The sequence below is a fragment of the Saccharothrix deserti genome (assembly GCF_009769385.1).
Lineage (GTDB): Bacteria > Actinomycetota > Actinomycetes > Mycobacteriales > Pseudonocardiaceae > Actinosynnema > Actinosynnema deserti.
This window is the reverse complement of sequence record NZ_VKAB01000002.1, coordinates 115,025-135,821: the sequence shown is the minus strand read 5'-3', so window position 1 is coordinate 135,821 and position 20,797 is coordinate 115,025. Positions and strand designations below refer to the sequence as shown.

At 71.6% G+C, this 20,797-nt stretch carries 25 protein-coding genes; 8 read left to right on the top strand and 17 right to left on the bottom strand.

Going from position 1 to position 20,797, the window contains the following annotated elements:
* Positions 1 to 8 precede the first annotated feature (8 nt).
* The 5 genes from FM051_RS15240 to FM051_RS15220 all read right to left on the bottom strand — a co-directional run bounded on the left by FM051_RS15240 (position 9) and on the right by FM051_RS15220 (position 5,787).
* Positions 9 to 1,280 carry a UDP-glucose dehydrogenase family protein gene (locus tag FM051_RS15240; protein ID WP_238412404.1) on the bottom strand — a complete coding sequence of 424 codons (1,272 nt, stop codon included), beginning with the start codon at positions 1,278 to 1,280 and terminating at the stop codon, positions 9 to 11.
* Positions 1,238 to 2,128: a glycosyltransferase family 9 protein gene (locus tag FM051_RS15235; protein ID WP_158843614.1), complete on the bottom strand. Its 891-nt coding sequence runs from the start codon at positions 2,126 to 2,128 to the stop codon at positions 1,238 to 1,240. The genes FM051_RS15240 and FM051_RS15235 overlap by 43 nt, the downstream gene beginning before the upstream one ends.
* Positions 2,125 to 3,186, bottom strand: coding sequence for a glycosyltransferase (locus FM051_RS15230; RefSeq protein ID WP_158843613.1), 1,062 nt, complete (start codon positions 3,184 to 3,186; stop codon positions 2,125 to 2,127). Before FM051_RS15230 ends, FM051_RS15235 begins: the two co-directional genes overlap by 4 nt.
* Complete coding sequence (locus FM051_RS15225) at positions 3,183 to 4,796, bottom strand: carbamoyltransferase family protein (protein ID WP_158843612.1); 1,614 nt, start codon at positions 4,794 to 4,796, stop codon at positions 3,183 to 3,185. Before FM051_RS15225 ends, FM051_RS15230 begins: the two co-directional genes overlap by 4 nt.
* 64 nt (positions 4,797 to 4,860) lie before the next feature.
* Positions 4,861 to 5,787, bottom strand: a complete 927-nt coding sequence (locus tag FM051_RS15220; RefSeq protein ID WP_158843611.1) for a UDP-glucuronic acid decarboxylase family protein — start codon at positions 5,785 to 5,787, stop codon at positions 4,861 to 4,863.
* 24 nt (positions 5,788 to 5,811) lie between these two features.
* On the opposite strand from FM051_RS15220, the gene FM051_RS15215 reads away from it, so the two are divergent.
* Positions 5,812 to 6,696, top strand: coding sequence for a glycosyltransferase family 2 protein (locus tag FM051_RS15215; RefSeq protein WP_158843610.1), 885 nt, complete (start codon positions 5,812 to 5,814; stop codon positions 6,694 to 6,696).
* A gap of 40 nt (positions 6,697 to 6,736) precedes the next feature.
* A complete protein-coding gene (locus FM051_RS15210; protein WP_202918880.1) occupies positions 6,737 to 7,564 on the top strand; it encodes an aldo/keto reductase in 828 nt (275 codons plus the stop codon).
* A gap of 6 nt (positions 7,565 to 7,570) precedes the next feature.
* Here the strand turns inward: FM051_RS15210 and FM051_RS15205 are convergent, their stop codons facing one another.
* Complete coding sequence (locus FM051_RS15205) at positions 7,571 to 8,080, bottom strand: DUF2087 domain-containing protein (protein ID WP_158843608.1); 510 nt, start codon at positions 8,078 to 8,080, stop codon at positions 7,571 to 7,573.
* A 62-nt stretch (positions 8,081 to 8,142) separates the two neighbouring features.
* Here FM051_RS15205 and FM051_RS15200 point away from each other — a divergent pair, with 62 nt between their 5' ends.
* Positions 8,143 to 8,940 (top strand): hypothetical protein, encoded by a 798-nt coding sequence (locus FM051_RS15200; RefSeq protein WP_238412403.1) that lies wholly within the window; start codon positions 8,143 to 8,145, stop codon positions 8,938 to 8,940.
* Positions 8,941 to 9,326: 386 nt separating this feature from the next.
* On the opposite strand, the gene FM051_RS15195 is transcribed toward FM051_RS15200, so the two are convergent.
* From FM051_RS15195 to FM051_RS15180, 4 genes are all read right to left on the bottom strand, one after another.
* Positions 9,327 to 9,743 (bottom strand): hypothetical protein, encoded by a 417-nt coding sequence (locus tag FM051_RS15195; protein ID WP_158843607.1) that lies wholly within the window; start codon positions 9,741 to 9,743, stop codon positions 9,327 to 9,329.
* A 90-nt stretch (positions 9,744 to 9,833) separates the two neighbouring features.
* Positions 9,834 to 9,998 (bottom strand): hypothetical protein, encoded by a 165-nt coding sequence (locus FM051_RS15190; RefSeq protein WP_158843606.1) that lies wholly within the window; start codon positions 9,996 to 9,998, stop codon positions 9,834 to 9,836.
* Between the two features lie 407 nt (positions 9,999 to 10,405).
* A complete protein-coding gene (locus FM051_RS15185) occupies positions 10,406 to 12,790 on the bottom strand; it encodes a glycoside hydrolase family 65 protein (protein WP_158843605.1) in 2,385 nt (794 codons plus the stop codon).
* On the bottom strand, positions 12,787 to 13,503 hold the full coding sequence (locus FM051_RS15180) for an HAD family hydrolase (RefSeq protein ID WP_158843604.1): 717 nt from the start codon (positions 13,501 to 13,503) through the stop codon (positions 12,787 to 12,789). Before FM051_RS15180 ends, FM051_RS15185 begins: the two co-directional genes overlap by 4 nt.
* A gap of 87 nt (positions 13,504 to 13,590) precedes the next feature.
* Between FM051_RS15180 and FM051_RS15175 the strand changes: the two genes are divergently transcribed.
* On the top strand, positions 13,591 to 14,916 hold the full coding sequence (locus tag FM051_RS15175; RefSeq protein WP_158843603.1) for an NAD(P)/FAD-dependent oxidoreductase: 1,326 nt from the start codon (positions 13,591 to 13,593) through the stop codon (positions 14,914 to 14,916).
* Positions 14,917 to 14,931: 15 nt separating this feature from the next.
* On the opposite strand, the gene FM051_RS15170 is transcribed toward FM051_RS15175, so the two are convergent.
* The gene (locus FM051_RS15170; protein ID WP_158843602.1) at positions 14,932 to 15,252 is read right to left on the bottom strand and encodes a DUF3140 domain-containing protein; all 321 of its coding nucleotides are present in this window, start codon (positions 15,250 to 15,252) and stop codon (positions 14,932 to 14,934) included.
* Between the two features lie 113 nt (positions 15,253 to 15,365).
* Here FM051_RS15170 and FM051_RS15165 point away from each other — a divergent pair, with 113 nt between their 5' ends.
* Positions 15,366 to 15,752, top strand: a complete 387-nt coding sequence (locus FM051_RS15165) for a hypothetical protein (protein WP_158843601.1) — start codon at positions 15,366 to 15,368, stop codon at positions 15,750 to 15,752.
* Complete coding sequence (locus FM051_RS15160; protein ID WP_158843600.1) at positions 15,749 to 15,889, top strand: hypothetical protein; 141 nt, start codon at positions 15,749 to 15,751, stop codon at positions 15,887 to 15,889. Before FM051_RS15165 ends, FM051_RS15160 begins: the two co-directional genes overlap by 4 nt.
* Before the next feature lie 44 nt (positions 15,890 to 15,933).
* Here FM051_RS15160 and FM051_RS53150 read toward each other — a convergent pair whose 3' ends face one another.
* Together FM051_RS53150 and FM051_RS15155 are read right to left on the bottom strand one after the other, a co-directional pair.
* Positions 15,934 to 16,062 carry a hypothetical protein gene (locus tag FM051_RS53150; RefSeq protein WP_274383589.1) on the bottom strand — a complete coding sequence of 43 codons (129 nt, stop codon included), beginning with the start codon at positions 16,060 to 16,062 and terminating at the stop codon, positions 15,934 to 15,936.
* The gene (locus FM051_RS15155) at positions 16,059 to 16,403 is read right to left on the bottom strand and encodes an ArsR/SmtB family transcription factor (RefSeq protein WP_158844116.1); all 345 of its coding nucleotides are present in this window, start codon (positions 16,401 to 16,403) and stop codon (positions 16,059 to 16,061) included. Before FM051_RS15155 ends, FM051_RS53150 begins: the two co-directional genes overlap by 4 nt.
* Before the next feature lie 116 nt (positions 16,404 to 16,519).
* Here FM051_RS15155 and FM051_RS15150 point away from each other — a divergent pair, with 116 nt between their 5' ends.
* Positions 16,520 to 17,167, top strand: a complete 648-nt coding sequence (locus FM051_RS15150) for a hypothetical protein (RefSeq protein WP_158843599.1) — start codon at positions 16,520 to 16,522, stop codon at positions 17,165 to 17,167.
* Between the two features lie 143 nt (positions 17,168 to 17,310).
* Positions 17,311 to 18,081: a sunset domain-containing protein gene (locus FM051_RS50505; protein ID WP_202918846.1), complete on the top strand. Its 771-nt coding sequence runs from the start codon at positions 17,311 to 17,313 to the stop codon at positions 18,079 to 18,081.
* Between the two features lie 40 nt (positions 18,082 to 18,121).
* Here FM051_RS50505 and FM051_RS15140 read toward each other — a convergent pair whose 3' ends face one another.
* The 4 genes from FM051_RS15140 to FM051_RS15125 all read right to left on the bottom strand — a co-directional run bounded on the left by FM051_RS15140 (position 18,122) and on the right by FM051_RS15125 (position 20,761).
* On the bottom strand, positions 18,122 to 18,514 hold the full coding sequence (locus FM051_RS15140; RefSeq protein WP_158843598.1) for an STAS domain-containing protein: 393 nt from the start codon (positions 18,512 to 18,514) through the stop codon (positions 18,122 to 18,124).
* A gap of 39 nt (positions 18,515 to 18,553) precedes the next feature.
* Positions 18,554 to 19,099 (bottom strand): hemerythrin domain-containing protein, encoded by a 546-nt coding sequence (locus tag FM051_RS15135; protein ID WP_158843597.1) that lies wholly within the window; start codon positions 19,097 to 19,099, stop codon positions 18,554 to 18,556.
* Between the two features lie 41 nt (positions 19,100 to 19,140).
* Positions 19,141 to 20,166, bottom strand: coding sequence for a C40 family peptidase (locus FM051_RS15130; protein ID WP_238412402.1), 1,026 nt, complete (start codon positions 20,164 to 20,166; stop codon positions 19,141 to 19,143).
* Positions 20,167 to 20,386: 220 nt separating this feature from the next.
* A complete protein-coding gene (locus FM051_RS15125) occupies positions 20,387 to 20,761 on the bottom strand; it encodes a DUF397 domain-containing protein (RefSeq protein ID WP_158843596.1) in 375 nt (124 codons plus the stop codon).
* Between the last annotated feature and the right edge of the window lie 36 nt (positions 20,762 to 20,797).

Sequence of the window (20,797 nt, the reverse complement as noted above, 5' to 3'; positions counted from 1 at the left end):
TCCAGGAGTCACCCGCGGCCCAGCGAGACGAGGCGGAAACCGGCCTCGGTCACCTTGTCACCCGGCAGCAGGTTGCGGGTGTCGACGATGACCTGGTGGCTCATGGCGGCGGCCACGTTGGGCCAGTCCAGCTCGGCGAACTCCGGCCACTCCGTCAGCACCACCAGCCCGTCGACGCCCTCGGCCACCGCCTCGGGCGAGTCGAGCACCGTCACCGGCCCGCAATCGGCTTCCACGCACGGGTCGTAGCCGGTGAGCCGCGCGCCTTCCTCCGCGAGGAGCGCGGCCACCGCCAGGGCGGGGGAGTCGCGCAGGTCGTCGGTGCCCGCCTTGAACGTCAGCCCCAGCAGACCGAGCCGGACGCCGTCCAGCGAACCTCCCACCGCTTCGCGCACCATCGCCACCACCCGGTGCGCCTGGTGACCGTTCGTGCCGATGGTCGCGCGCAGCAACGGGAAGTCGACGTCGGCCTTCTCCGCCGTGGACAGCAGCGCCCTGGTGTCCTTCGGGAAGCACGAACCGCCCCAGCCCGGCCCCGGTTCGAGGAACGACGCCCCGATCCGGTCGTCCAGCCGCATCCCCTCGGTCACGTCCGCGATGTCCGCCCCGACGTGCTCGCACAACTCGGCCAGGCTGTTCACGTACGACAATTTCATCGCCAGGAAGCAGTTGCTCGCGTACTTCACCAGCTCCGCGCTCGCGCTCCCGGTGACGAGCGTCGGCGCGCCCGTGCCCTCGTACAGCGCCACCACCCGGCGCGCGGCCTCCTCGACCTCCGCACCGACCACGACCCGCTGTGGCCGCAGGAAGTCTTCCACCGCATGGCCTTCACGCAGGAACTCCGGATTGGACACGACCTGCACGTCCGGCCGCCCCACCAGCGCGGCCACCCGTTCCGTCGTCCCGGCCGGCACGGTCGACTTGATCACCAGCACGCAGCCGGGCGCGACCGCGTCCCGAGCCTCACGCAGCACGGCGTGCACCGCGGTGAGATCGGCCGCACCGTCCGCACCGGTCGGCGTGGGCACGCACAGGAACACGAAGTCCACTTCGGACAGAGCTTCCGCGTTCCCGGGCACGAACCGCAACCGCCTGGCCCGCAACCCCTCCGCGACCAGCTCCGCCAACCCCGGCTCGTGCGCGCCGACCTCCGCGCGGCCGAGCGCCTCGACCTTCGCCTCGTCCACGTCCGCGCACACGACGGTGTGGCCGAGCCGCGCGAAGCAGGCGGCGGTGGTCAGCCCGACATAACCCGCGCCGATGACGCCGATCCTGGACACGGTCCACCTCCCAGCAGCGATCGCGCGGCCTCCAACACCTCGTCCACGGTGATCCCGAGCAGTCCCGGATCGGGCCGGTCGGCGAACGTGTCACCGGTCGTCCCGCGCCACAGCACCCGGTGCGGCCCCGATCTGGGCCCCCACTCGGCGGGCGACACCGGCCCGAACAGCACCACCGACGGCGTGCCGTAAGCGGTGGCGACGTGGGCCACGCCCGTGTCGCCGCAGACGACGAGCCGTGCGCCCGCCACCAGGTCCATCAACCCGGCCAGATCGCCCATCCGCGTGCGCCCCTGCGCCACCGCACGGACCAGCGGGGCCTCGGTGGGACTGCCGGTCACCACCACGCTCGGCCCCAGCGCACGCACCACCGCCGCGAACCGCGCGGCCGGCCAACGGCGGGCGGCGTGGCTGGCGCCGGGGTGCACGACGATCGCGCCGGTGCGCGGCAACGGCGGCAGGCGCAGGTCGGCCGGGTCGCAGGCGATGCCGAACTGCGCCAGCAGCCGGCACCACCGCAGCACCTCGTGCTGCCGCGCGGGCCACGGCACGTGCGGGCCGTGCGTGATCAGCCGGGCGGGCCGGGTGGCGCGCAGCAGCTCGGTGCTCCGCTGGCCACGTCCGTGCAGGTTGACCGCGAGGTCCGGCGAGTCGTAGTCGATCGGCACGAGCCCTTCGGTGGGCAGCAGCCGGTCGACCGCGTCGATCCGGTCCACCGCGTCGGCCAGCCAGCCGGGCGCGGCCAGGGTGATCTCGGCGTCCGGGAGCGCGCGGCGCAACCCGCGCAGCGCCGGCACGGCCGTCAGCAGGTCGCCGAGACCGAGCGCGCGCAGCACCAGGACCCTCATCGCCGCACCGCCCCGACAACACGGGCCGATGCCCGCGGGTCGATCCGGGTGCGCAACCGGTCCAGCGCGTCGGCCACGAGGACCACCCGGCGACGCTGCCGTCCCGCGACGGGCACGGACCGGTGGCGCAGTTCGCCGCGCAACCGGTGCGCGCACGCGGCGGGCGGGATGGCGATGCTGGTGACGACCATCTTCGCCACCTCGTCCGGTGTGCGCGGGCCGGGCGCGATGCGTTCGAAGGCGAACCGCGCGGTCGACGCCGCCCACAAGCCGCCGAACGCCAATGCCGCCTTGCGCAACCCGAGGAGTCCACAAAGGACCGAAAGTGCGCCGGACGCGGTGGTGACCGCGTGCCGAGGCAACCGTCCGGGCGCGCCGCCGATCCGCTCACGCCACTCGGGCCCGAGCAGCCGCCGCACCAACGCGTCGTCGGCGTTGCCGCGCTGCTGCCGCAGGCTGGCGAAGAACCCCGCCTCGCGCACCGGGTGCGTGGTCACGCGATCACCGGTGACGATCCGGTACCCGTACGCCTGCACCCGCAACGCCAGTTCGGCGTCCTCCCGGTAAGCCCGCGGGAAACGTTCGTCGAACCCGCCGACGTGCACGAGAGCGGCCCGCCGGTAAGCCATGTCCGCGGTGATCCACCGCGCGTGCGCCAACCCGGCCGTGCCGCGTTCCCAGTCGGTCGGCCTGCGGTCCTCGGGCAGCGGCACGATGATCCGCGCCTGCGACGCGCCCACGTCGAGTCCCAGCGGTTCGAGGTCGTCGGCCAACCGCAGCTTCCAGTCGTGCGCCGGCACCACGTCGTCGTCCAGGAACGCGACCCACTCGCAGCACGTCGCACGCCACCCGGCGTTGCGCGCGGCGGCGGGGCCCCGGCCACCGGTGCGCAGCACGCGGGCCCAGCGCGTCGGCGGCAACGGTCCGGGATCACGCCGGTCGTCCACCACGATGATCTCGCGCGGCGGCGGGCCGTCACCGCGCTCCACCGCGTCGAGCACCACCCGCAGGCTGTCCCGGCCGACGGTGGGGATGACCACGGCGTAGTCGACGTTCATCGCCGCACCACGAACCGGCCGATGGCCAGCAGGTCGACCGGCGCCGAGCCGAAGCACTCCAGCGCGTCGCGCGGGTCGTCCACCATCGGCCGGCCGGCCGTGTTCAGGCTGGTGTTCACCACGACGGGCACGCCGGTGCGCCGGTCGAACTCGCGGATCACCCGCGCCATCAGCGGTTCCGACCCCGGGTCCACGGTCTGCACGCGCGCGGTGCCGTCCACGTGCACGACCGCCGGGATCCGGTCACGCCACTCCGGCCGCACGTCGTGCACGAACAGCATGTACGGGCTGGGCAGCGGCCCGCGCTCGAACAACTCGGCCGCACGGTCGGCCAGCACCATCGGCGCGATCGGCCGGAACTGCTCGCGCCCCTTGACCTCGTTGAGCCGGGCCAGGTTCTCCGCCCGACCGGGGTGCGCCAGCAGCGACCGCCGGCCCAACGCGCGCGGCCCGTACTCGCTGCGGCCCTGGAACCAGGCCACCACCTGGTCGTCGGCCAACGCCTCGGCCACCGCGACCGCCACGTCCGGCGGCTCCTCGTAGGCGATCTTGGCGGTGCGCAGGTGGTCCTCGATCTCCGCGTCGGTCCACGACCGGCCGAGGTCGGCGCCCGGCATCGCCGCGGCGGGCTCACCGGCGTCGGCCGTGACCTGCAGCGCCGCGCCCAGCGCGGTGCCCGCGTCACCGGCCGCCGGCTGCACCCACACCTCGTCGAACGGCCCCTCGGCGAAGATCCGCGTGTTCGCCACGCAGTTCAGCGCCACACCGCCCGCCATGGTCAGCCGCTTCTGCCCGGTTCGCTCGTGCAGCCACCGGACCAGGTCCAACAGGACCTCCTCGACCCGCACCTGCACGCTCGCCGCCAGCTCGGCGTGCTCGCGCGTCACCTCGCCGTCCGGGTCGCGGCGCTTGGCCAGCGTCGCCCAGTCCAGCGGCTTCACCGCGAACCCGCCGTCACCGGTCGCGTAGACGTGCTCGCGCACCAGGTCCAGGTGCTTGGGCTCGGCGTAGGAGGCGAGCGCCATCACCTTGTACTCGTCGCTGGACCGCAGGAAACCCAGGTGCTCGGTCAGGTCCTCGTAGAGCAGACCGAGGGAGTGCGGCAGGTGTTGCGCGGCCAGCGTCTCCAGCCGGTGGTCGCGGTAGCTGCCCGCCAGGTGCGAGCGGCACTCGCCGCGACCGTCGTTGACCAGCACCGCGCAGTCCCCGCCGAACGGCGCGGCCAGGCCCGTCGACGCGGCGTGCGCGACGTGGTGCGGCACGAACCGCACGATCGCCGGGTCCAACCCGGGCAGCGCGGTGGCCAGGAAGTACGGCGCGCGCCGGGCGAACTCGGTGCGCAGGTCCTCCCACGGCACGTCGCTCGGCTCGACCAGGTCCGGGTCGTAGGAGTAGGCGACGGCGTCGAGATCGGCCGGGGTGAGCCCGGCGTGCTTGAGGCACCAGCGGGCGGCCTGCTCGGGCTGTTCCCACGCGGAGAACGGCACCGGCCGCTTGCCGTGCTTGCGCCGGGAGAAGCGTTCCTCCTCCGCGGCGGCCACCACCTCGCCGTCCACCACGAGGGCGGCCGCGGGGTCGTGGAAGACCGCGTTGACACCGAGCACGCGCACGGCGTTCCCCTTTCGCTCCTGTGTGGACCAGCTGTGGACCGGTTCCGGTGTGGACCAGCTCCGACTACCCGACGAGGTGCCGGTCAAACGACCGCCGCAGCCCCTCGTCCAGCGGGATCTCCGGCTGCCAGCCGAGCAGCTGACGGGCCCGGGTGATGTCCGGGCGGCGGCGGCGCGGGTCGTCGGTCATGGCGTCGACGTGCTCGATCGTGGACGTGCTGCCGGTCAGCTCGATGACCTTCCGCGCGACCTCCAGCACGGTGACCTCCTCGGGGTTGCCGAGGTTCACCGGCCCCGCGTGGTCGCTGTCGGCCATCGACAGCAGGCCGCGCACGAGATCGTCCACGTGGCACAGCGAGCGGGTCTGCGTGCCGTCGCCGTGCACGGTCAGCGGCTCGCCCGCGCGGGCCTGCCGCACGAAAGTGGGGATCATCCGACCGTCGTCCGGGCGCATCCGCGCGCCGTAGGTGTTGAAGATCCGCACGATGCCCGCGTCCACGCCGTACTCGCGGCGGAACGCGCACGTCAGGGCTTCACCGAACCGCTTGCCCTCGTCGTAGACGCTGCGCGGGCCGATCGGGTTGACGTTGCCCCAGTACGTCTCGCGCTGCGGGTGTTCCAACGGGTCGCCGTACACCTCGCTGGTGGAGGCGATGACGACCCGGGCGTTCTTGCGCCGCGCCAGCTCCAGCGCGTGCAGCGTGCCGAAACCGCTCGCCTTGAGCGTGTCGACGGGCGTGCGCAGGTAGTCCACGGGTGACGCGGGGCAGGCCAGGTGCATCACCAGGTCGACCGAACCGAGCAGGTCCAGCGGTTTGGCCACGTCCTCGACCACGATGCCCAGCCGCGGGTCGTCCGACAGGTTGTCCGGCGACCCGGTGCGGAAATCGTCCACGCACACCACCCGCGTGCCGCGCTTGAGCAGCGCTTCGCACACGTGGGAGCCGAGGAACCCGGCCCCACCGGTCACCACCGCTCGTTCGAATCCCATGAGTCGGGCCTACCCGTCGATTCGATGAGTAACCACCGCTTCTTCGGGTACCACCCGCTGGTGTCGCAAACGACGGTGGTGATCGCCACGCGTGACCGGGTGGACGACCTGACGCGCACCCTCGCCCGACTCCGGGAACTGGACGTTCCGGTCATCGTCGTCGACAACGGCTCGTCCGACGACACGGTGACGCGGGTGCGGCGGCAGTTCGACCAGGTCGAGGTGCTGGAACTGGGGCGCAACGAGGGCGCGTTGGCGCGCAACCACGGCGTGCGGCGGGCGACCACCCCGTACGTGGCGTTCAGCGACGACGACTCGTGGTGGGCTCCCGACGCCCTGCCGCGGGCGGAGGAGTTATTCGCCCGGCATCCACGGTTGGGGCTGGTCGCGGCGCGCACGATCGTGGAACCCGGCGGCGGGCTGGACCCGGTGTGCGCCGAGATGGCCCGATCGGCGCTGGGGCGTGACGACGACCTGCCCGGACCGTCCGTCCTGGGTTTCGTGTGCTGCGGCGCGGTCGTGCGGCGGTCGGCGTTCGTCCGGGTCGGCGGATTCCACCCGGTGCTGTTCTGGCCAGGCGAAGAACGCCTGTTCTCGTGGGACATGGCCGCGTCCGGCTGGTCCTGCTGCTACGTGGACGACGTGGTGGCGCACCACCAGCCGTCCTCGTCCCGGCCGCCGTCGGCCTGGCGGCGCCGGGTGGAGCTGCGCAACGACCTGCTGACCACCTGGTTGCGCCGCCCGCTCGGCGTGGTGCTGGCGCAAACGTTCGCGCTGGCCAGGCGGGCGGCCGGGGACCGGGACGCGGGCGCGGCGCTGGCCGCCGCCGCGCGCAGGCTGCCCGCGGTGGTCCGGCACCGGCGGACGCTGCCCGCCGAGGTGGAACGGCGGATCGCCCTGGTCGGCTAGCCGGCGACCCGACCCGTGGGAACCGTTGGCGGCGGGCATGATGGCACCCATGACGACGACAACTCTCAACAACGGCGTCACCATGCCCCAGCTCGGTTTCGGCGTCTTCCAAGTGTCCACAGAGGACACTTACGACGTGGTGCGGGAAGCGTTGCGGGTGGGCTACCGCAGCATCGACACCGCCGCCGCCTACGGCAACGAGGAGCCGGTCGGCCGCGCGATCGCGGACTCGGGCATCCCGCGTGACGAACTGTTCGTGACGACCAAGCTGTGGAACTCCCACCAGGGCTACGACGAGGCGTTCCGCGCGTTCGACGCGAGCGCCGCCAAGCTCGGCCTCGACCGGATCGACCTGTACCTGATCCACTGGCCCGCGCCCAAACAGGACAAGTACGTCGACACCTGGCGCGCGCTGGGCAAGCTGCACGCCGACGGCCGCGTCCGCGCCATCGGCGTGTCGAACTTCCAGCCCGCGCACCTGGAACGGGTCGTGGACGCCACGGGCGCGGTGCCCGCGGTCAACCAGGTCGAGCTGCACCCGTGGCTCCAGCAGGCCGAACTGCGCGCCTTCCACGTCCGGCACGGCATCGCGACCGAGGCCTGGAGCCCGTTGGCGCAGGGCGGCGCGCTGCTGTCCGATCCGGTCATCACCGACATCGCCGCGAAACACGGCCGCACCCCGGCGCAGGTCGTGCTGCGCTGGCACGTGCAGCTGGACAACATCGTCATCCCCAAGTCGGTGACGCCCAGCCGGATCGCGGAGAACTTCGCCGTGTTCGACTTCCGGTTGGACGGTGACGACATGGGGCGCATCGCGGAACTGGACCGGGGCGAGCGCACCGGCCCCGATCCCGACACGTTCGGCTAGACCCCGCTAGACGCTCACCGGGCCGCCGGTACGCCAGTACTCGCCGTCGGCCCGGCTGAGCAGGCCTTCGTCCACGAGGTACCGCCGCACGGTCACGTGGTCGACCTCACCGCCGTCACACCACCGCTTCAGCACTTCCACCACTTCCCGCTCGGGGTACCGTCTACCCGGCTCGAACGCGGTGCTCACCTGTTCGAGCACCGCCCGCCTGCGTCCGCGTTGCGCGGGGAGCTTCACCAGCCGCCCGTCCCGCACGAACGGGTCCTCCGGGACCCGGTTCGCCTGTTCGACCCGGGTGGCCTCCTTGAACAGTTCCTCACGCAACCGCAGACCGGTCCCGTCGGTCACGACGAGTCCCGTCGACCGCAGCCGCCGCAACGAGTTCTCGACGCGCCGTGCGTCCAACCCGGTCGCCGCGGTGATGTCCGCAGTCGTGCGGGCGCCCAGGACCAGCGCGGCCACCACGCGCAACCGTTCGGGTTCGGCCAGCAGTCCGACAAGTGAATCAGGGGTCACGCTTCGAGCTAACCGAAGCCGGCGGTCTGGTGCACGCCCATTTCGGGCGGACCTTAATACCCGTGCGCACTGATCACCTCTTCCCCCTGGCGTCGGTGGAGCCCGTTTTCGGCATGCCGACCGAACACGCCCGCAAGTTCCAGCAGGTGGCCGCCGAGCAGGACCTGGTCATCGACGTGCGGGCGACGAACCCGCACGCGGTGGCCTGGCTGCGCGAGGGCGCGCTGCCCAAACCCGAGGCGGTGAAGGCCAAGACCATCGACGACCTGGACGTCCGCCTGGGCGCCGCGAGGCGACACCGCGGACTCGTCGGCTACTTCCGGCCGTCGTTACCCCACTTCGACCTCAGCGACCGGCTGCTGCGCCGGTACGACCAGCGCCGCGTGGAGTTCGACGCGTTGCGCGACAAGATGGCGCTGTTCGAACGAGGTGGCGAGTACGTCGTGCGGGACGGTGTCGTGCACGGTCGCGACCGGCGCGGCGCGCTGCGGCCCTTGACCGGCGACCACGACGTGTTCGACATCCACGCCTCCGGCGGCGCGGACCTGAGCCGCCGCCGGTACGACCGGGCGGTGGCTACCATGATGTCGATGGACATGGGCGTCACCCACGGCGCCCACATGTACTGGCGGCCCACCACCAAGTCCGACCTCGCGATGTTCGAGTCGATCGCCCGCAGCACCGACGCCAAGCTGCGCTTCCACCCGGACGGCACGATGACCGCCGGCGACTACGGGCGTTTGAACGCCGGGATCAGCGCGATCACCACGCCCGCCAGGGCGGCTCGGCCGTACGCCAGGGTCTCCCACGTGGGCAGGCCGAAGGCGCCGGTGTCCTCGGCGTCGGTGATGAACAGCTGACCGTAGAGGAGAAGCAGGAGCACACCGTAGAAACGGGCGTGTCGGTGCTGCCACGCGAGAAGAACGCCGGCCAGACCCGTGCAGATGTAAAGGGTGTGGTTGGTTCCACTTCCCATTGGCAGGAAGGGGACGGAGGCGGCGACGATTTGCAGCACACCCACCACGAGCGCGAGCAGTTGTGCCCGGCTGAACTGCTGCGCGTCGGCCTTGGAGTCGGCCTTCTTGTCGGCTCTCTTCCCGGTTTTCCGCTCTTTCACGGGTCCCTCGTTCCGCATGGGAGGGGGTTACCCCGCGCCCGTTCGGCTCATCCCGGTCCCCGGGGGCTTCCCCCTATGGGACATATCGCCCAACGCCTTGCGGCATTACGGCTAATCGGCGTGTCGCGCCTAGCGCGGCAGCCGGTCGATCTCCGCCTCGGCGTCGGACGTCGCCTGTTCGGGTCTGCGCGCGCCGGTGAGCACCTGTGCGGCCATGGTGTGGACGGCGCGGGAGATCTCCGGGTACTTCGCGCCGTACGCGGTGCGGGTCCGCGCGGACGCCGGCTGTCCGGCGAAACCCGGCACGTTCGGGTCCCACTGCCAGGCCAGGTCGTCCACGGTGTCCGTCCGGTTGGGCAGCGCGCCGAGGCCGCCGCCGAACTCGGTCGCGTTGTCCCAGTCCAGCCCGGCCTGGTCGGCCGCGGGCGAGTGGTTGAGGTAGTCCCACCAGGTGAATGTCACCTGGTCGGGGGTGTCGGTCGGTTCTCCGGTGCACGCCGACGTGACGAACAGGGCCGCTGCCAGGAACAGCGCTCGTCCACGCATTCCGCTCCACCCTTCGGGGTAGGCGACCTCGTCTACGGACTGCGATCGTCCTACTCCGCTGCGTGAGACGGTGTCAAGATCGGAGGTGGTTCAGACCTTCGGCCGTTTGCGCGACTGGCTCCGAGGCGGGGTCTGGGTGGTGGGCGGCAGGGCGTGCTGCCCCGGCTGCTCGGGCCCGGCGGGCTCGCGGACCTCGGGTGTCAGGTCGGCGAGGTAGGTGGCCGCCAACTCGTCGTAGATCGGTGTTGAGCTCACATTCCGGCATCCTGTCCGGCCGCGGGCCGGAGCGCTGCCCGTCTCACTCGTGCGGGTTACGTTCGGCTCGATCGGGACCGCATTTTTGCGGAGATCTTTCGGGTTTCCGTCGTCGGACCTCTGTGGACGATCCGGCGTGAGCCGTGGTGAGGGCGTTGATGACCTAGATCACGTGGTCGATGTCCGGGACTGTGGTTGAAAGTCGGTAACAGGGGTACTCCCGCTCACGATGAGGGCTTAGGCGGCCACCGCCCCCCCATTGGCCGCCTGACAAGTCCCGGCCGGGCTCCACTCCCCCCAGGAGCCCGGCCGGGCACCTCATCCCTGCCGAAGTCCTTGCAGGGCCACACATTCGTTCCGGGTCGCCCCGGAACACCTGTGAACGCCCGCGGAACGCCGGCCCCGGTTCAACGTCGGCCCCGGTTCAACCGGGCTCCGGCCGACCGACGGGCTCCCGGTGGCACCCGCCGCACGGGCGAGCGGTGCGGCGGCTGGCTGAGCACGGGCGGCTCGGGCGGGTCCGGTGTGGACAGCGTCACCGCCAGTCCCGGTTCGACCACCACCGGAACGCCGTGGTGCCGGGTGTGCAGCGGACCGCCCGCGACGATCCGGTAGGTCACCTCGCCCGGCCCGACCTCCACCGCGAAGCGGGTGCCCCGGAACGACATGCGGAACGCCATCCCGGCCAGCCCCGGCGGCAGGCGCGGCGCGAACGTCAGCTCGCCGTCGTGGTCGCGCATCCCGCCGAACCCGGCCACCAGCCCGACCCACGCGCCCGCCAGCGACGCCATGTGCAGTCCGTTGTGGACATTGCGGTGCAGGTCGTGCATGTCGGTGAACGCGGCCTCGGCCAGGTAGTCGTAGGCCAGTTGCAACGCGCCGACCTCGGCGGCCAGCACCGCCTGCGTCCCGGCCGACAGGGACGAGTCCCGCACCGTCCGCGGCTCGTAGTAGGCGAAGTTGCGCGCCTTCTGCAACGGCGTGAACGCGTCACCGCGCACGTGCATGGCCAGCACCAGGTCGGCCTGCTTGACCACCTGCTTGCGGTACAGGTCGAAGTACGGCCGGTTGAGCAGCAACGGGTACTGGTCGGCGTCGGTGTCGCCGAAGTCCCACTCGGCGTGCGAGGTGAACCCCTCGGACTGCTGGTGCACGCCGAGCAGGTTGTCGAACGGGATCGTCATCCCGTCGGCCGCCTTGCACCACCCCTGGATCTCCTCGGCGGTCACGTCCAGCCGATCGGCCACGTCGGGGTGCCGTTCGCACGCGTTCGCCGCGCCGCGCAGGTTCTTCTGCGCGATGAGGTTGGTGTAGACGTTGTTGTCCACCAGCGCAGAGTACTCATCCGGCCCGGTCACCCCGTCGATGCGGAACCCGCCGTGCTGGTCGTGGTGCCCCAGCGACGTCCACAGCCGCGCGGTCTCCACCAGGATCTCCGCGCCGCACTCGCGCTCGAACGTGGTGTCGCCGGTGGCGTTCACGTACTGCGCCACGGCGTGCGAGACGTCACCGGAGACGTGGAACGCCGCCGTGCTCGCGGGCCAGTACGCCGAGCACTCCGCGCCGCTGATCGACCGCCACGGGAACGCCGCGCCGCCCTGCCCGAGCACCGCGGCCCGCTCCCGCGCCTTGCCCAACGTCGAGTGCCGCCACCGCAACGCGTCCCGCGCCGCCTCCGGCACCGTGTAGGCCAGCACCGGCAGCACGAACATCTCGGTGTCCCAGAACGCGTGCCCGTCGTACCCCGGCCCGGTCAGGCCCTTGCCGGGGATCGCGCGGGTCTCGCCGCGCACCGCGGCCTGCATGATGTGGAACAACGCGAACCGCAGCGCCTGCTGGAGTTCGTCGTCGCCCCGCAGCTCGATGTCGGCGACCTCCCAGAAGTCGTCCAGGAACCGCCGCTGCTCGGCCAGCAGACCCTCCCAGCCGGTCTGCCGCGCGCCCGCCAGCGCCGCCTCGACCTGCGCCCGCAGCGCGGGCACCGACCGTTTCGCGGACCAGCCGTAGCCGAGGTACTTCACCAGCCGCAGCCTCCCGCCCGCGGGCACGTCCACGGCCGCGGTGAACCGGGCCAGGTCGCGCTCGGCGCGCATCTCGGTGCGCACGCCGTCCTCGACTTCGAGGTCGTGGTCCATCGCCGCGGCCATCCGCAGCCCGGAGTTGCGCGCGTGGTGCGCCAGCACCGCCCGGTAGTCCTCGACGTGCGCGAAGTCCGACACCAGCGGCTCGTTCAGCGCGGCGGCCACCCGCGGGTCGTCACCCTCGTGCTCCACCGGTTCGTTGGCCAGCAGGTCGGACTGCACCACCAGCTGCGTGTCCTCGCTCGGCACGACCTCGTAGCGGATCGCCGCGACCGCGCGCTGGGTCAGCGACACCAGCCGTTCACTGCGCACGGTCACCCGGCGACCGGTCGGCGACTCCCACTCGGTGTGCCTGCTCAGCGTGCCGGTGCGGAAGTCCAGCTGCCGCCAGTGCACGTGGGCCCGGCCGTAGCGCATGTCCAGCGGCTCGTCCTCCACCAGCAGCCGGATCACCTTGCCGTCGGTGACGTTGACGACGGTCTGCCCGGCCTCGGGGTAGCCGTAGCCCGATTCGCCGTACGGCAGCGCGTGTTCCTCGTAGAAGCCGTTGAGGTACGTGCCGGGCAGACCGCGCGGCTCGCCCTCGTCCAGCGTTCCGCGCATCCCGAGGTGCCCGTTGGACAGCGCGAAGATCGACTCGGTGCGGCGCAGCTGGTCCACCGCGAGGCCGTCCCACCGCAGCTTCCAGGGGTGGATCTCCCATCCGCTCACAGCAGCTCCGCGAGGTCTTCGACCACCACGTCCGCGCCGTGCGCGTACAGCGCCTCGCGCTGACCGGTCCGGTCCACGCCGACCACGTGCCCGAACCCGCCCGCACGGCCCGCTTCCACGCCGGACAGCGCGTCCTCGAACACGGCGGCGTGCTCCGGGTTCACCCCGAGCAGGCGGGCGCCCACCAGGAACGAGTCCGGCGCGGGCTTGCCCTTCAGCCCGTCGCGGCTGATCACCACGCCGTCCACCAGGGCTCGCACGAACGGGGTGAGCCCGGCCGCGTCGAGCACCTTGCGGGCGTTGGCCGACGACGTCACCACGCCGATGCCGAGACCGGCGTCCTCCACCGCGCGCAGGTAGGGCACCGTGCCCGCGTAGGGCGTCACGCCCTCGTGCCGGATGATCGCTTCCAACAGGTCGTTCTTGCGGTTGCCCACCCCGTGCACGGTGTCCCGGTCCGGTGGGTCGTCCGGTTCGCCTTCGGGCAGCGTGATGCCGCGCGAGGCCAGGAACTCCCGCACCCCGTCGTAACGCGGCCGTCCGTCCACGAACCGGATGTAATCCGACTCGGCGAACGGCGCTTGCCCGCGTGGGCGCAGGAGATCGTCGAAGGTGCGCCGCCAGGCACGGCGGTGCAGCACGGCCGTGCTGGTCAGCACGCCGTCGAGGTCGAAGAGACAGGCGGTGATCGCATCGGGCAGTCCCAGGGCCATGCTCCGTGTCTACCCCGTCCGGCTCCTGGGTACCCGCTGGCGGAACAGCTGACGTTCACACCTGCCGTCGTCGGAGGGATCGAGCCAATGGGCAAGCCGCGCGTGCTGGTCGTCGGAACGGGTTTCGCGGGCTACCACTGCCTGCGCACGCTGGAACGCGTGCTGCCGCCCGACGCCGCCGAGCTGGTGGCCGTCAACCCCACCGACTACATGCTCTACGTGCCGCTGCTCCCCGAGGTCGCGGGCGGTTCGCTGGACCCGCGCCGGGTGGCCGTGCCGCTGCGGCCCAAGCTGCCGCGCACGCGACTGGTGCAGGCGCACGCGACCGGGCTCGACCTGGCCGCGCGGACTTGCACGGTGGTGGACATCGAGGGGCGTGAGCAGGTCCTGGAGTGGGACCGGCTCGTGCTGACCGCGGGCTCCGTCACCCGGCTGATGTCGATCCCCGGCGTGGCCGAGCACGCGTTCGGGTTCAAATCGGTCGCCGAGGCGGTCTTCCTGCGCGACCACGTGCTGCGGCAGGTCGAGCTGGCCGAGCAGGCCGCCGATCCGGCCGAACGGGCGGCGCGGGCGACGTTCGTCGTGGTCGGCGCCGGGTACACCGGCACGGAACTGGTGGCGCAGGGACAACAGCTGACCCGGTCGGCACTGCGCGGTCGCACCGGGCTGGCCGAGTCCGAGATCAAGTGGGTGCTGGTCGACATGGCGCCGCGGGTGCTGCCGGGACTGGACGAGCGGCTGTCCGGGCCCGCCGCCCGGGTGCTGCGGGCACGGGGCGTGGACGTGCGGCTGGAGACGAGCGTCGAGGAGGTCACCGCGCACTGCGCCCGGCTGACCGACGGCACCGAGATCCCGACCCGGACCCTGGTGTGGTGCGTCGGCGTGCGGCCGGACCCGCTGGTGGAGTCCATGTCGCCGGCCACGGGGGAGGGCCTGGCCACGGTGAAGGGGCGACTGGTGGTCGACCCGACGCTCGCGGTGCCGACGCACCCGCACGTGTTCGCCGCCGGTGACGTGGCGGCCGTGCCGGACGTGTTCAACGACGGCAAGCCGACGCCGATGACCGCGCAGCACGCCCAGCGCCAGGGCAAGCTCGCCGGGCGCAACGTCGCCGCCTCCCTGGGCCACGGCACCGTGGGGACCTACCGGCACCGCGACCTCGGGTTCGTGGTCGACCTGGCCGGCGCGCAGGCCGTCGCCAACCCGCTGCACGTGCCGCTCACCGGGCCGGCCGCGAAGGCGGTGGCGCGCGGCTACCACCTGCTCGCGATGCCGGACAACCGGCTGCGCGTGGCCGTCGACTGGCTCACCGACCTCCTCGCCCGCCGCCAGGTCGTGCAGTTCGGCCTGGTCCCCGAGGCGGGCGCGCGGTTGGCGGACGACGCGAAAGTCGGCGCCGCCACCCGAGGGTGACGGTGCGGGGGCCTCTCAAGCCGGCTTGAGCGGGTCGTGGCCGATGGACATCAACCGGTGCCTCCAGTGCGCCTCGCCCGCCGTCGGCTCCAGGTCCTCGCGGCGCTGCGTGTGCACCCGCTCCACGACCTTGCGCATCACCTTGACGTCCTCTGTGGTCAGGTCGGTGCGCCGCTTGCGCAGGACCCGCAGCACCTCCTGGCCGGTCGGCGTCCCCGCCTGGTCGGGCAGGTCCTCGGTGTCCTCGTCCGCCGAGCGGGTGCGCAGCCAGTCCTCCAGTTCGTGCGAGGTCATGTTCACTACGCGGTGGAACTCGTCCCACAAGGTGTCGGTCATGGGGAGGAGGGTTGCCACTCGGGGCGCCGGTGAAACGGACGGTTTCGAGTTCTTTGCGCAACCCGAACACTCGCCGGACGTGCTCCACATCCGCGAGCGCCATCGTTGCCGTCATGAACATGTGGATTCGCCGCATCGCCGTCGTCGGCACCGCCGCTCTCGGGCTCACCACGACGGGAGTCGCGGCCGCGCAGGACACGAGCTACGCGCCCATCACGATCAGCCCCGAACAGGTGAAACAGCTGTGCGAGGAGCGGGCGCCGAAGATCGAGGACCGCATCCAACGGCTCACCACGCGCATCAACGGCGGCCCCGACGTGGCGGGGTCGACGGCCTGGCTCCAGGCCCAGGCGCAGAAGGCACGTGACGCGGGCAACACCGCCCGCGCCGAGCGGCTGGAACGCCGGGTCGCGCGGCGCGGGGAGCAGTTGACCAAGCTCGGTGACGCCCAACGCCGCGTCGACACCTTCCAGACCAACCATTGCGGCGGCAACAAGTGAAGGCCCTGATCACGGCTGCGGTGCTGCTGCTGTCGCTGGTCGGCTGCCGTGCCGACGACGCGGCGCCCGCGGACCCCGGCTTCGACGGGATCGAGTCCACCCTGGACAGCGTCGAAGCCGAGGTCTCCGAGCCCTAGCGCCTCAGATCAGGTCCGGCGCGTACCGGGCCTTTCCGGGTCGGTCACCGCGTCCCACACGTCCGCCGCGTCGGCGTCGTACGTGTGGGACGCAGCAGTACGCCCACGGTGTCGGCCGTGCCGGCGCGCACCTCGCGGTGGATGGCCTTGAGCTGCTCGGCGATGTCGATCACTGTTGTTCCTCGTCGAGTCGTCGCTCGCGCTTGCCGCGCGCGAGTTCGGTGGCCGGCGCGCCGAGGTGCCCGCTCCAGAACCGGCGGAACCGGTCGAGCCACTCGTCCACCTCGCGCAGGCCTTGGTCGTCCACCGCGTAGAGGCGCCGGGTGCCCTCCGCGCGGACGCCGGCGAAGCCGTTCTCGCGCAGCACCCGCAGGTGCTGGGAGACCGCGGGCTGCGAGATGCCGAACTCCCGGCGGACCACCTCCGTGACCGCGCCGGAGGTCTGCTCGCCGTCGGCGAGCAGCTCCAAGATGCGGCGGCGGACGGGATCGCCGAGTACGTCGAACGCGTGCACGACCAGCATCTTTCAGTCGTGGCTTATATAAGTCAAATCTAAGATTCGGGAATTGTCGGTGGTCGGTGGCACTATCTCGAACGGATGTTCGGTACGCGTTCGAAGGGAGCCATGCGATGCGTGTTCGACTCGATCCCCGTCAGTGGCCCGGCCGTGTCATCCCCGAGACCGACGCCGAGATCGACACGGCCGTCGAGGCGCTCTGCCTGCGCGCGACCTGGCCCGATGCACACCGCGCCGCCGTGCGCCGGGTCGTCGAGCCCTGGTTCGGCGAGGGGTGGAGCGTCGATGCCCTGCTCGCGGCGGTCGACCGCAGGCCTGACGGCACCAGGCAGGGCAGCCCGAGAAACCGCGACCAGGTAGCGCACGACTTCCTCCGTGCGCGGCTGAGGTCGTGGTGGCAGGGGGGCGCGCGCCGAGCGCGCCCCCCGGTGGCCGGTATGACGTTGGGTGCGTGGTGGCGCATCAACCGGCGCAACGCCCGCCTGACCCAACCGCGGGCGGCGCGGCCGTTGAGCGCGGCGGGGACGTTGGCGCGCGAGCAGTCGCGGGAGCGGGTGCGGGCGAGGCTGAAGGATCCGGTGGAGCGGTCACGCGAGTTGGCACGCCGCCGGCAGGAGGTGCTGGACAGTCTCCTGGTGCCGGGGCAACGGGTTCCGACGTTCGACGACGCCCGCAAGCTGCTGGCCGACGTGCGGCTGCCCGCCCACCCCGTGTGCAGTCGATGCGGGTGCAGGCAGGGGGTGCTGCCGCACGCGGCTTGACACGTCCTTAGTCTGTGCTTCCCGAGAGGTGCATTCGGCGCTTCCCGAGAGGTGCATTCGGCCGACGGGTGGCGCGCCGAGGATGTTGCGCACTGTCGGGTCTAGCTGTCCCTGTCCCGCTAGCTGTGGCCGTAGGAGTGTCAGTGTCCTGGTTGTTCACTTTCGTCCTGTGCGTGGTGGCGTTCATAGCGGGCGCCGCGCTCTCTTGGCTGCGTCTCAGCGCCACCATCACCGATCTGCGCGACCGCCTCGACCAGTCGGCGGTCCAGCCCGAGCCGGCAGTTCAGCCCGAGCCGGCAGCCGCCACCGCAACCAGCGCCCCAACCGACACCGACACCCCGGTTGACGCCCCTGTCGCCCCTGTCGTCCCCGTCGAGATCCCGGAACAGCCCTCGGCCACCGAAACCGCCGCCGAGCCCGAGCCGAAGCCCGCCGTCGAGCCGGAACCCGAGCCCGTTGCAGTTGCGGAGCCGGAGCCCGTGGTCGAGCCCGAGCCCGTCGCTGCCGTCGAGCCCGTCGTTGTTGCGGAGCCGGAGCCCGAGCCCGTCGCTGTTGTTGCCGAGCCGGAGCCCGTTGCGGAGCCCGAGATCGTTGCCGAGCCGGAGCCCGTTGCCGAGACCCCTCAAGCGCCCGAGCCCGTTGCCGAGGTCGAGGCCCCGCAAGCGGTCGAGGAAGCCGAGAAGGCCGAGGCAGTCGACAGCGCGGTAGCCGCGGTCGAACCGGTGGCGGTTGAAGAAGCGGTGGAGGAGGTCGAGGTCAAGGCGAACTCCAAGACGATGATCTTCCACACCCCAGCCTCGCCGTACTACAAGCGCATGAAGGGCGACGTCACCTTCCGCTCGGTGGCCGAGGCCGAGCGCGCCGGCTACACCCAGTGGACCCCGAAGCCGAAGGTCACCTCACCCGCGCAGTGACGTGGTCGACCGCACCGGAACCGGTGCGGTCGTCACCACTTCAGCTGGCCTCGCCCACCGCCGGGATGAAGGTGAAGTGGCCGGTCAGTTCGGTCAGCTCCAACGGGCGCAGCACGACCTTGCTGCTCGCCACCAGCTGCAGCGCGGTGCCCGCCGCCTCGCACGCCGTGCGCAGCTCGATCAGCAGGTTGATACCGGTCGACCCGAGGAACGTGACACCGGACAGGTCGAGCACCAGCGTGCGGACCACGTCGTGGAGCCTGAGGCGGACGAACTCCTCCACCACCGGCGCCGTCGCCATGTCCAGCTCACCGGCCACCTCGACGACCGTCACGCCCACGGCCACATCCCGCGCCGTGAGCGTGACGGCGTCGGTGAAATCGTCCATTTCGAACCCCTGGGTGCGGTCGGCAGGATCCGGCTGGCTGCTCAACCGCGCCAAGCCTAGGCCCCCGGGAACGCCGAGCGCCCTTCAGGACGGGTGCAGCTCCTTCTCCAGCCGCGCCTTGCTCATCGCGGACGCCCCGGACAGACCGGCGTTGCGGGCCTGCGTCAGCAGCTCCTCGCGGGTCTCCTCACCCGGCCGGTCGCCCATGTGCCGGGCCCGGCTCTCCGCGAACGCCCGCCCCAGCTCCTCGCGCCGCCGGTCGTCCAGCCGCTCCCGCATACGCGGCAGCACCGTCGACTCCTCTTCCTCGACGTGGTGCGTCACGGTCTCGACCAGCTTGTTCAGCACCTCGTCGAACGCCGGGGACGTCGGGTCGGCCTGGGTCAGCCTGAGCAGCAGCTGTTCGGCCTCGACGTGCTCTTCCTGGCTGTGCGCGATCTCCTCGGTCTCACCCGCCTCGGCCTTGGCGACCGGGTAGACCTCGGACTCCTCGGCACGGCTGTGCGCGGTGAGCATGGCGGTCAGCACGGGCACCAGCAGCGGGCGTTTCTCCGGGTTGTTCTTCAACTCGTCGAACAGTCTCTCCACCTCGCGGTGGTCCTGCATGATCAGATCGACTACGTCGCGCATGTCGTCCTCCGTCGCGTTGGTGGCGGAGGAGTACCCGCGAATCAGCCGACCACGCGCCGGATCACGCTCAAGGGGCCGATGGACTCGATGTCCTGGACCTTCACCGGCACGCCCTCGGTGGACGCGTGCACGGCGCGGATGCCGTCGATCGCCATGGCCACGTGCGTCTGGCCCGAGTAGTAGATGATCAGGTCGCCGGCTTTCACCTCATTGCGCGACACCGACCGCCCGATCGTGGCCTGCCCGTAGGTGGTGCGCGGGATCGCGATGCCGACCGACCGGTACGCCGCCTGCATGAGGCTGGAGCAGTCCCACGTGTTCGGGCCGTTCGAGCCGTACACGTAGGCCTTGCCGCGCTGCGCCAGCGCGAACGCCAACGCCTGACCGGCGGCACCGGCGGGCACCGGGATCGCGCTCATGTCACCCGCGTTGTTCAACGCCGCCCGCTCGGCCGCGCTCAGCGAACGGTAGGCGTTGCGGGCCTCGGTGATCTGGCCGTCGAGGGCTGCCTTGCGCTGGTCGATGTCGGCGATGGCCTTGTTCGCGGCGTCGGCGGCCTCGTTGGCGCGGCGGGCGGCGTCGTTCGCCAGGTCCACGGCGGCGCTGAGGCTCTGCAACGCGTCGGCGTTGTCGCCCGCCAGCACGCCGAGCGCGGACATGCGGTTCAGGAAGTCCTGCTGCGAGTCGCTGACCAGCAGCGCGGACAGCTGGTTGAACCGGGCGCCCTCGAACGAGGCCTCGGTGAGCAGGTCGACCTGGCCGCGCAGCGTGTCCTGCGCCTGCTGGGCGGTGGTGAGGTCGCGGTTCGCCTGGTCGAGCGCGCCCTGGGCGTTGGAGAGGGCTTCCTGCGCGCGGAGGTGCTCTTCGTTCAGCGCCTCGGCCTGCGTGGACAGCTCGTTGTACTTCCGCAACGCCTCGGAGGCGTTCGGCGGCACCTCAGGATCCGCTGCGGCGTGGGGGAGAGGCATTACGGCCCCGACCAGCGCGGTGACGGCAGTGGCCGTCAGGGTGGCGCGGACGGTGCGCAGAGCGGGTTTGGACGCCACGGTCGCGCGGTCCTCCTTCAAGCCGGGTGTGTGCACCGAACGGGTCACAGCCGCCCAAGTCTCGGACAGGTTACGGAACCGACCCGTGCTAGTCCATCAGGGGTCCCATTCCACACCTGTCGTGACACGACGCAATCGACCAGACAGCGCAACACCCCACACGGCCCAACGCGCAACAGTGCAACGGTGCAACGGTGCAACGGCTTCGCAGAGGTCCCCGCCCACGTGCTGATCGCTCGGGTCAGCTCGCCCACGCCGCGGCTGCGGAGCGTTCGAATTCGCCGGCGCGCACGCCTCGCATGAACATCTCCCATTCCGCCCTCGTGTACCTGAGGGAGGTGTCGTCGTTGTGAGTCTGAAGGGTTACCGCACCATTCGGTGTCCGCTCCACCGCGAGCGCGCCGTCCGGATCGATCGGCTCGCCGGACGCCAGCCGGCGGACGAAGGCGTCCCACTGGTCGGCGTCGAGGCTGATCACCGGACCACGCCCGCGGTCCTTGGTGTCCCGGACCTGGACGAGATCACCGACGAATCGGACCTCGACGCACTCGCCCGTCGTCGCGCTGAAGCTGCTCTTGAACCAGCCGCGCGTCGTGGGCGAGGAGGTGTTGGGCATCAATGGTGCTCCGTCTCGTCGTGGATCCGGCCCGTG

Coding starts and splice junctions, on each gene's coding strand:
- FM051_RS15235 (WP_158843614.1), bottom strand. CDS start 2,128: ATGAGGGTCCTGGTGCTGCGCGCGCTCGGTCTCGGCGACCTGCTGACG.
- FM051_RS15230 (WP_158843613.1), bottom strand. CDS start 3,186: ATGAACGTCGACTACGCCGTGGTCATCCCCACCGTCGGCCGGGACAGC.
- FM051_RS15220 (WP_158843611.1), bottom strand. CDS start 5,787: ATGGGATTCGAACGAGCGGTGGTGACCGGTGGGGCCGGGTTCCTCGGC.
- FM051_RS15215 (WP_158843610.1), top strand. CDS start 5,812: ATGAGTAACCACCGCTTCTTCGGGTACCACCCGCTGGTGTCGCAAACG.
- FM051_RS15210 (WP_202918880.1), top strand. CDS start 6,737: ATGGCACCCATGACGACGACAACTCTCAACAACGGCGTCACCATGCCC.
- FM051_RS15195 (WP_158843607.1), bottom strand. CDS start 9,743: ATGCGTGGACGAGCGCTGTTCCTGGCAGCGGCCCTGTTCGTCACGTCG.
- FM051_RS15180 (WP_158843604.1), bottom strand. CDS start 13,503: ATGGCCCTGGGACTGCCCGATGCGATCACCGCCTGTCTCTTCGACCTC.
- FM051_RS15175 (WP_158843603.1), top strand. CDS start 13,591: ATGGGCAAGCCGCGCGTGCTGGTCGTCGGAACGGGTTTCGCGGGCTAC.
- FM051_RS15170 (WP_158843602.1), bottom strand. CDS start 15,252: ATGACCGACACCTTGTGGGACGAGTTCCACCGCGTAGTGAACATGACC.
- FM051_RS15165 (WP_158843601.1), top strand. CDS start 15,366: ATGAACATGTGGATTCGCCGCATCGCCGTCGTCGGCACCGCCGCTCTC.
- FM051_RS15150 (WP_158843599.1), top strand. CDS start 16,520: ATGCGTGTTCGACTCGATCCCCGTCAGTGGCCCGGCCGTGTCATCCCC.
- FM051_RS15135 (WP_158843597.1), bottom strand. CDS start 19,099: ATGCGCGACGTAGTCGATCTGATCATGCAGGACCACCGCGAGGTGGAG.
- FM051_RS15125 (WP_158843596.1), bottom strand. CDS start 20,761: ATGCCCAACACCTCCTCGCCCACGACGCGCGGCTGGTTCAAGAGCAGC.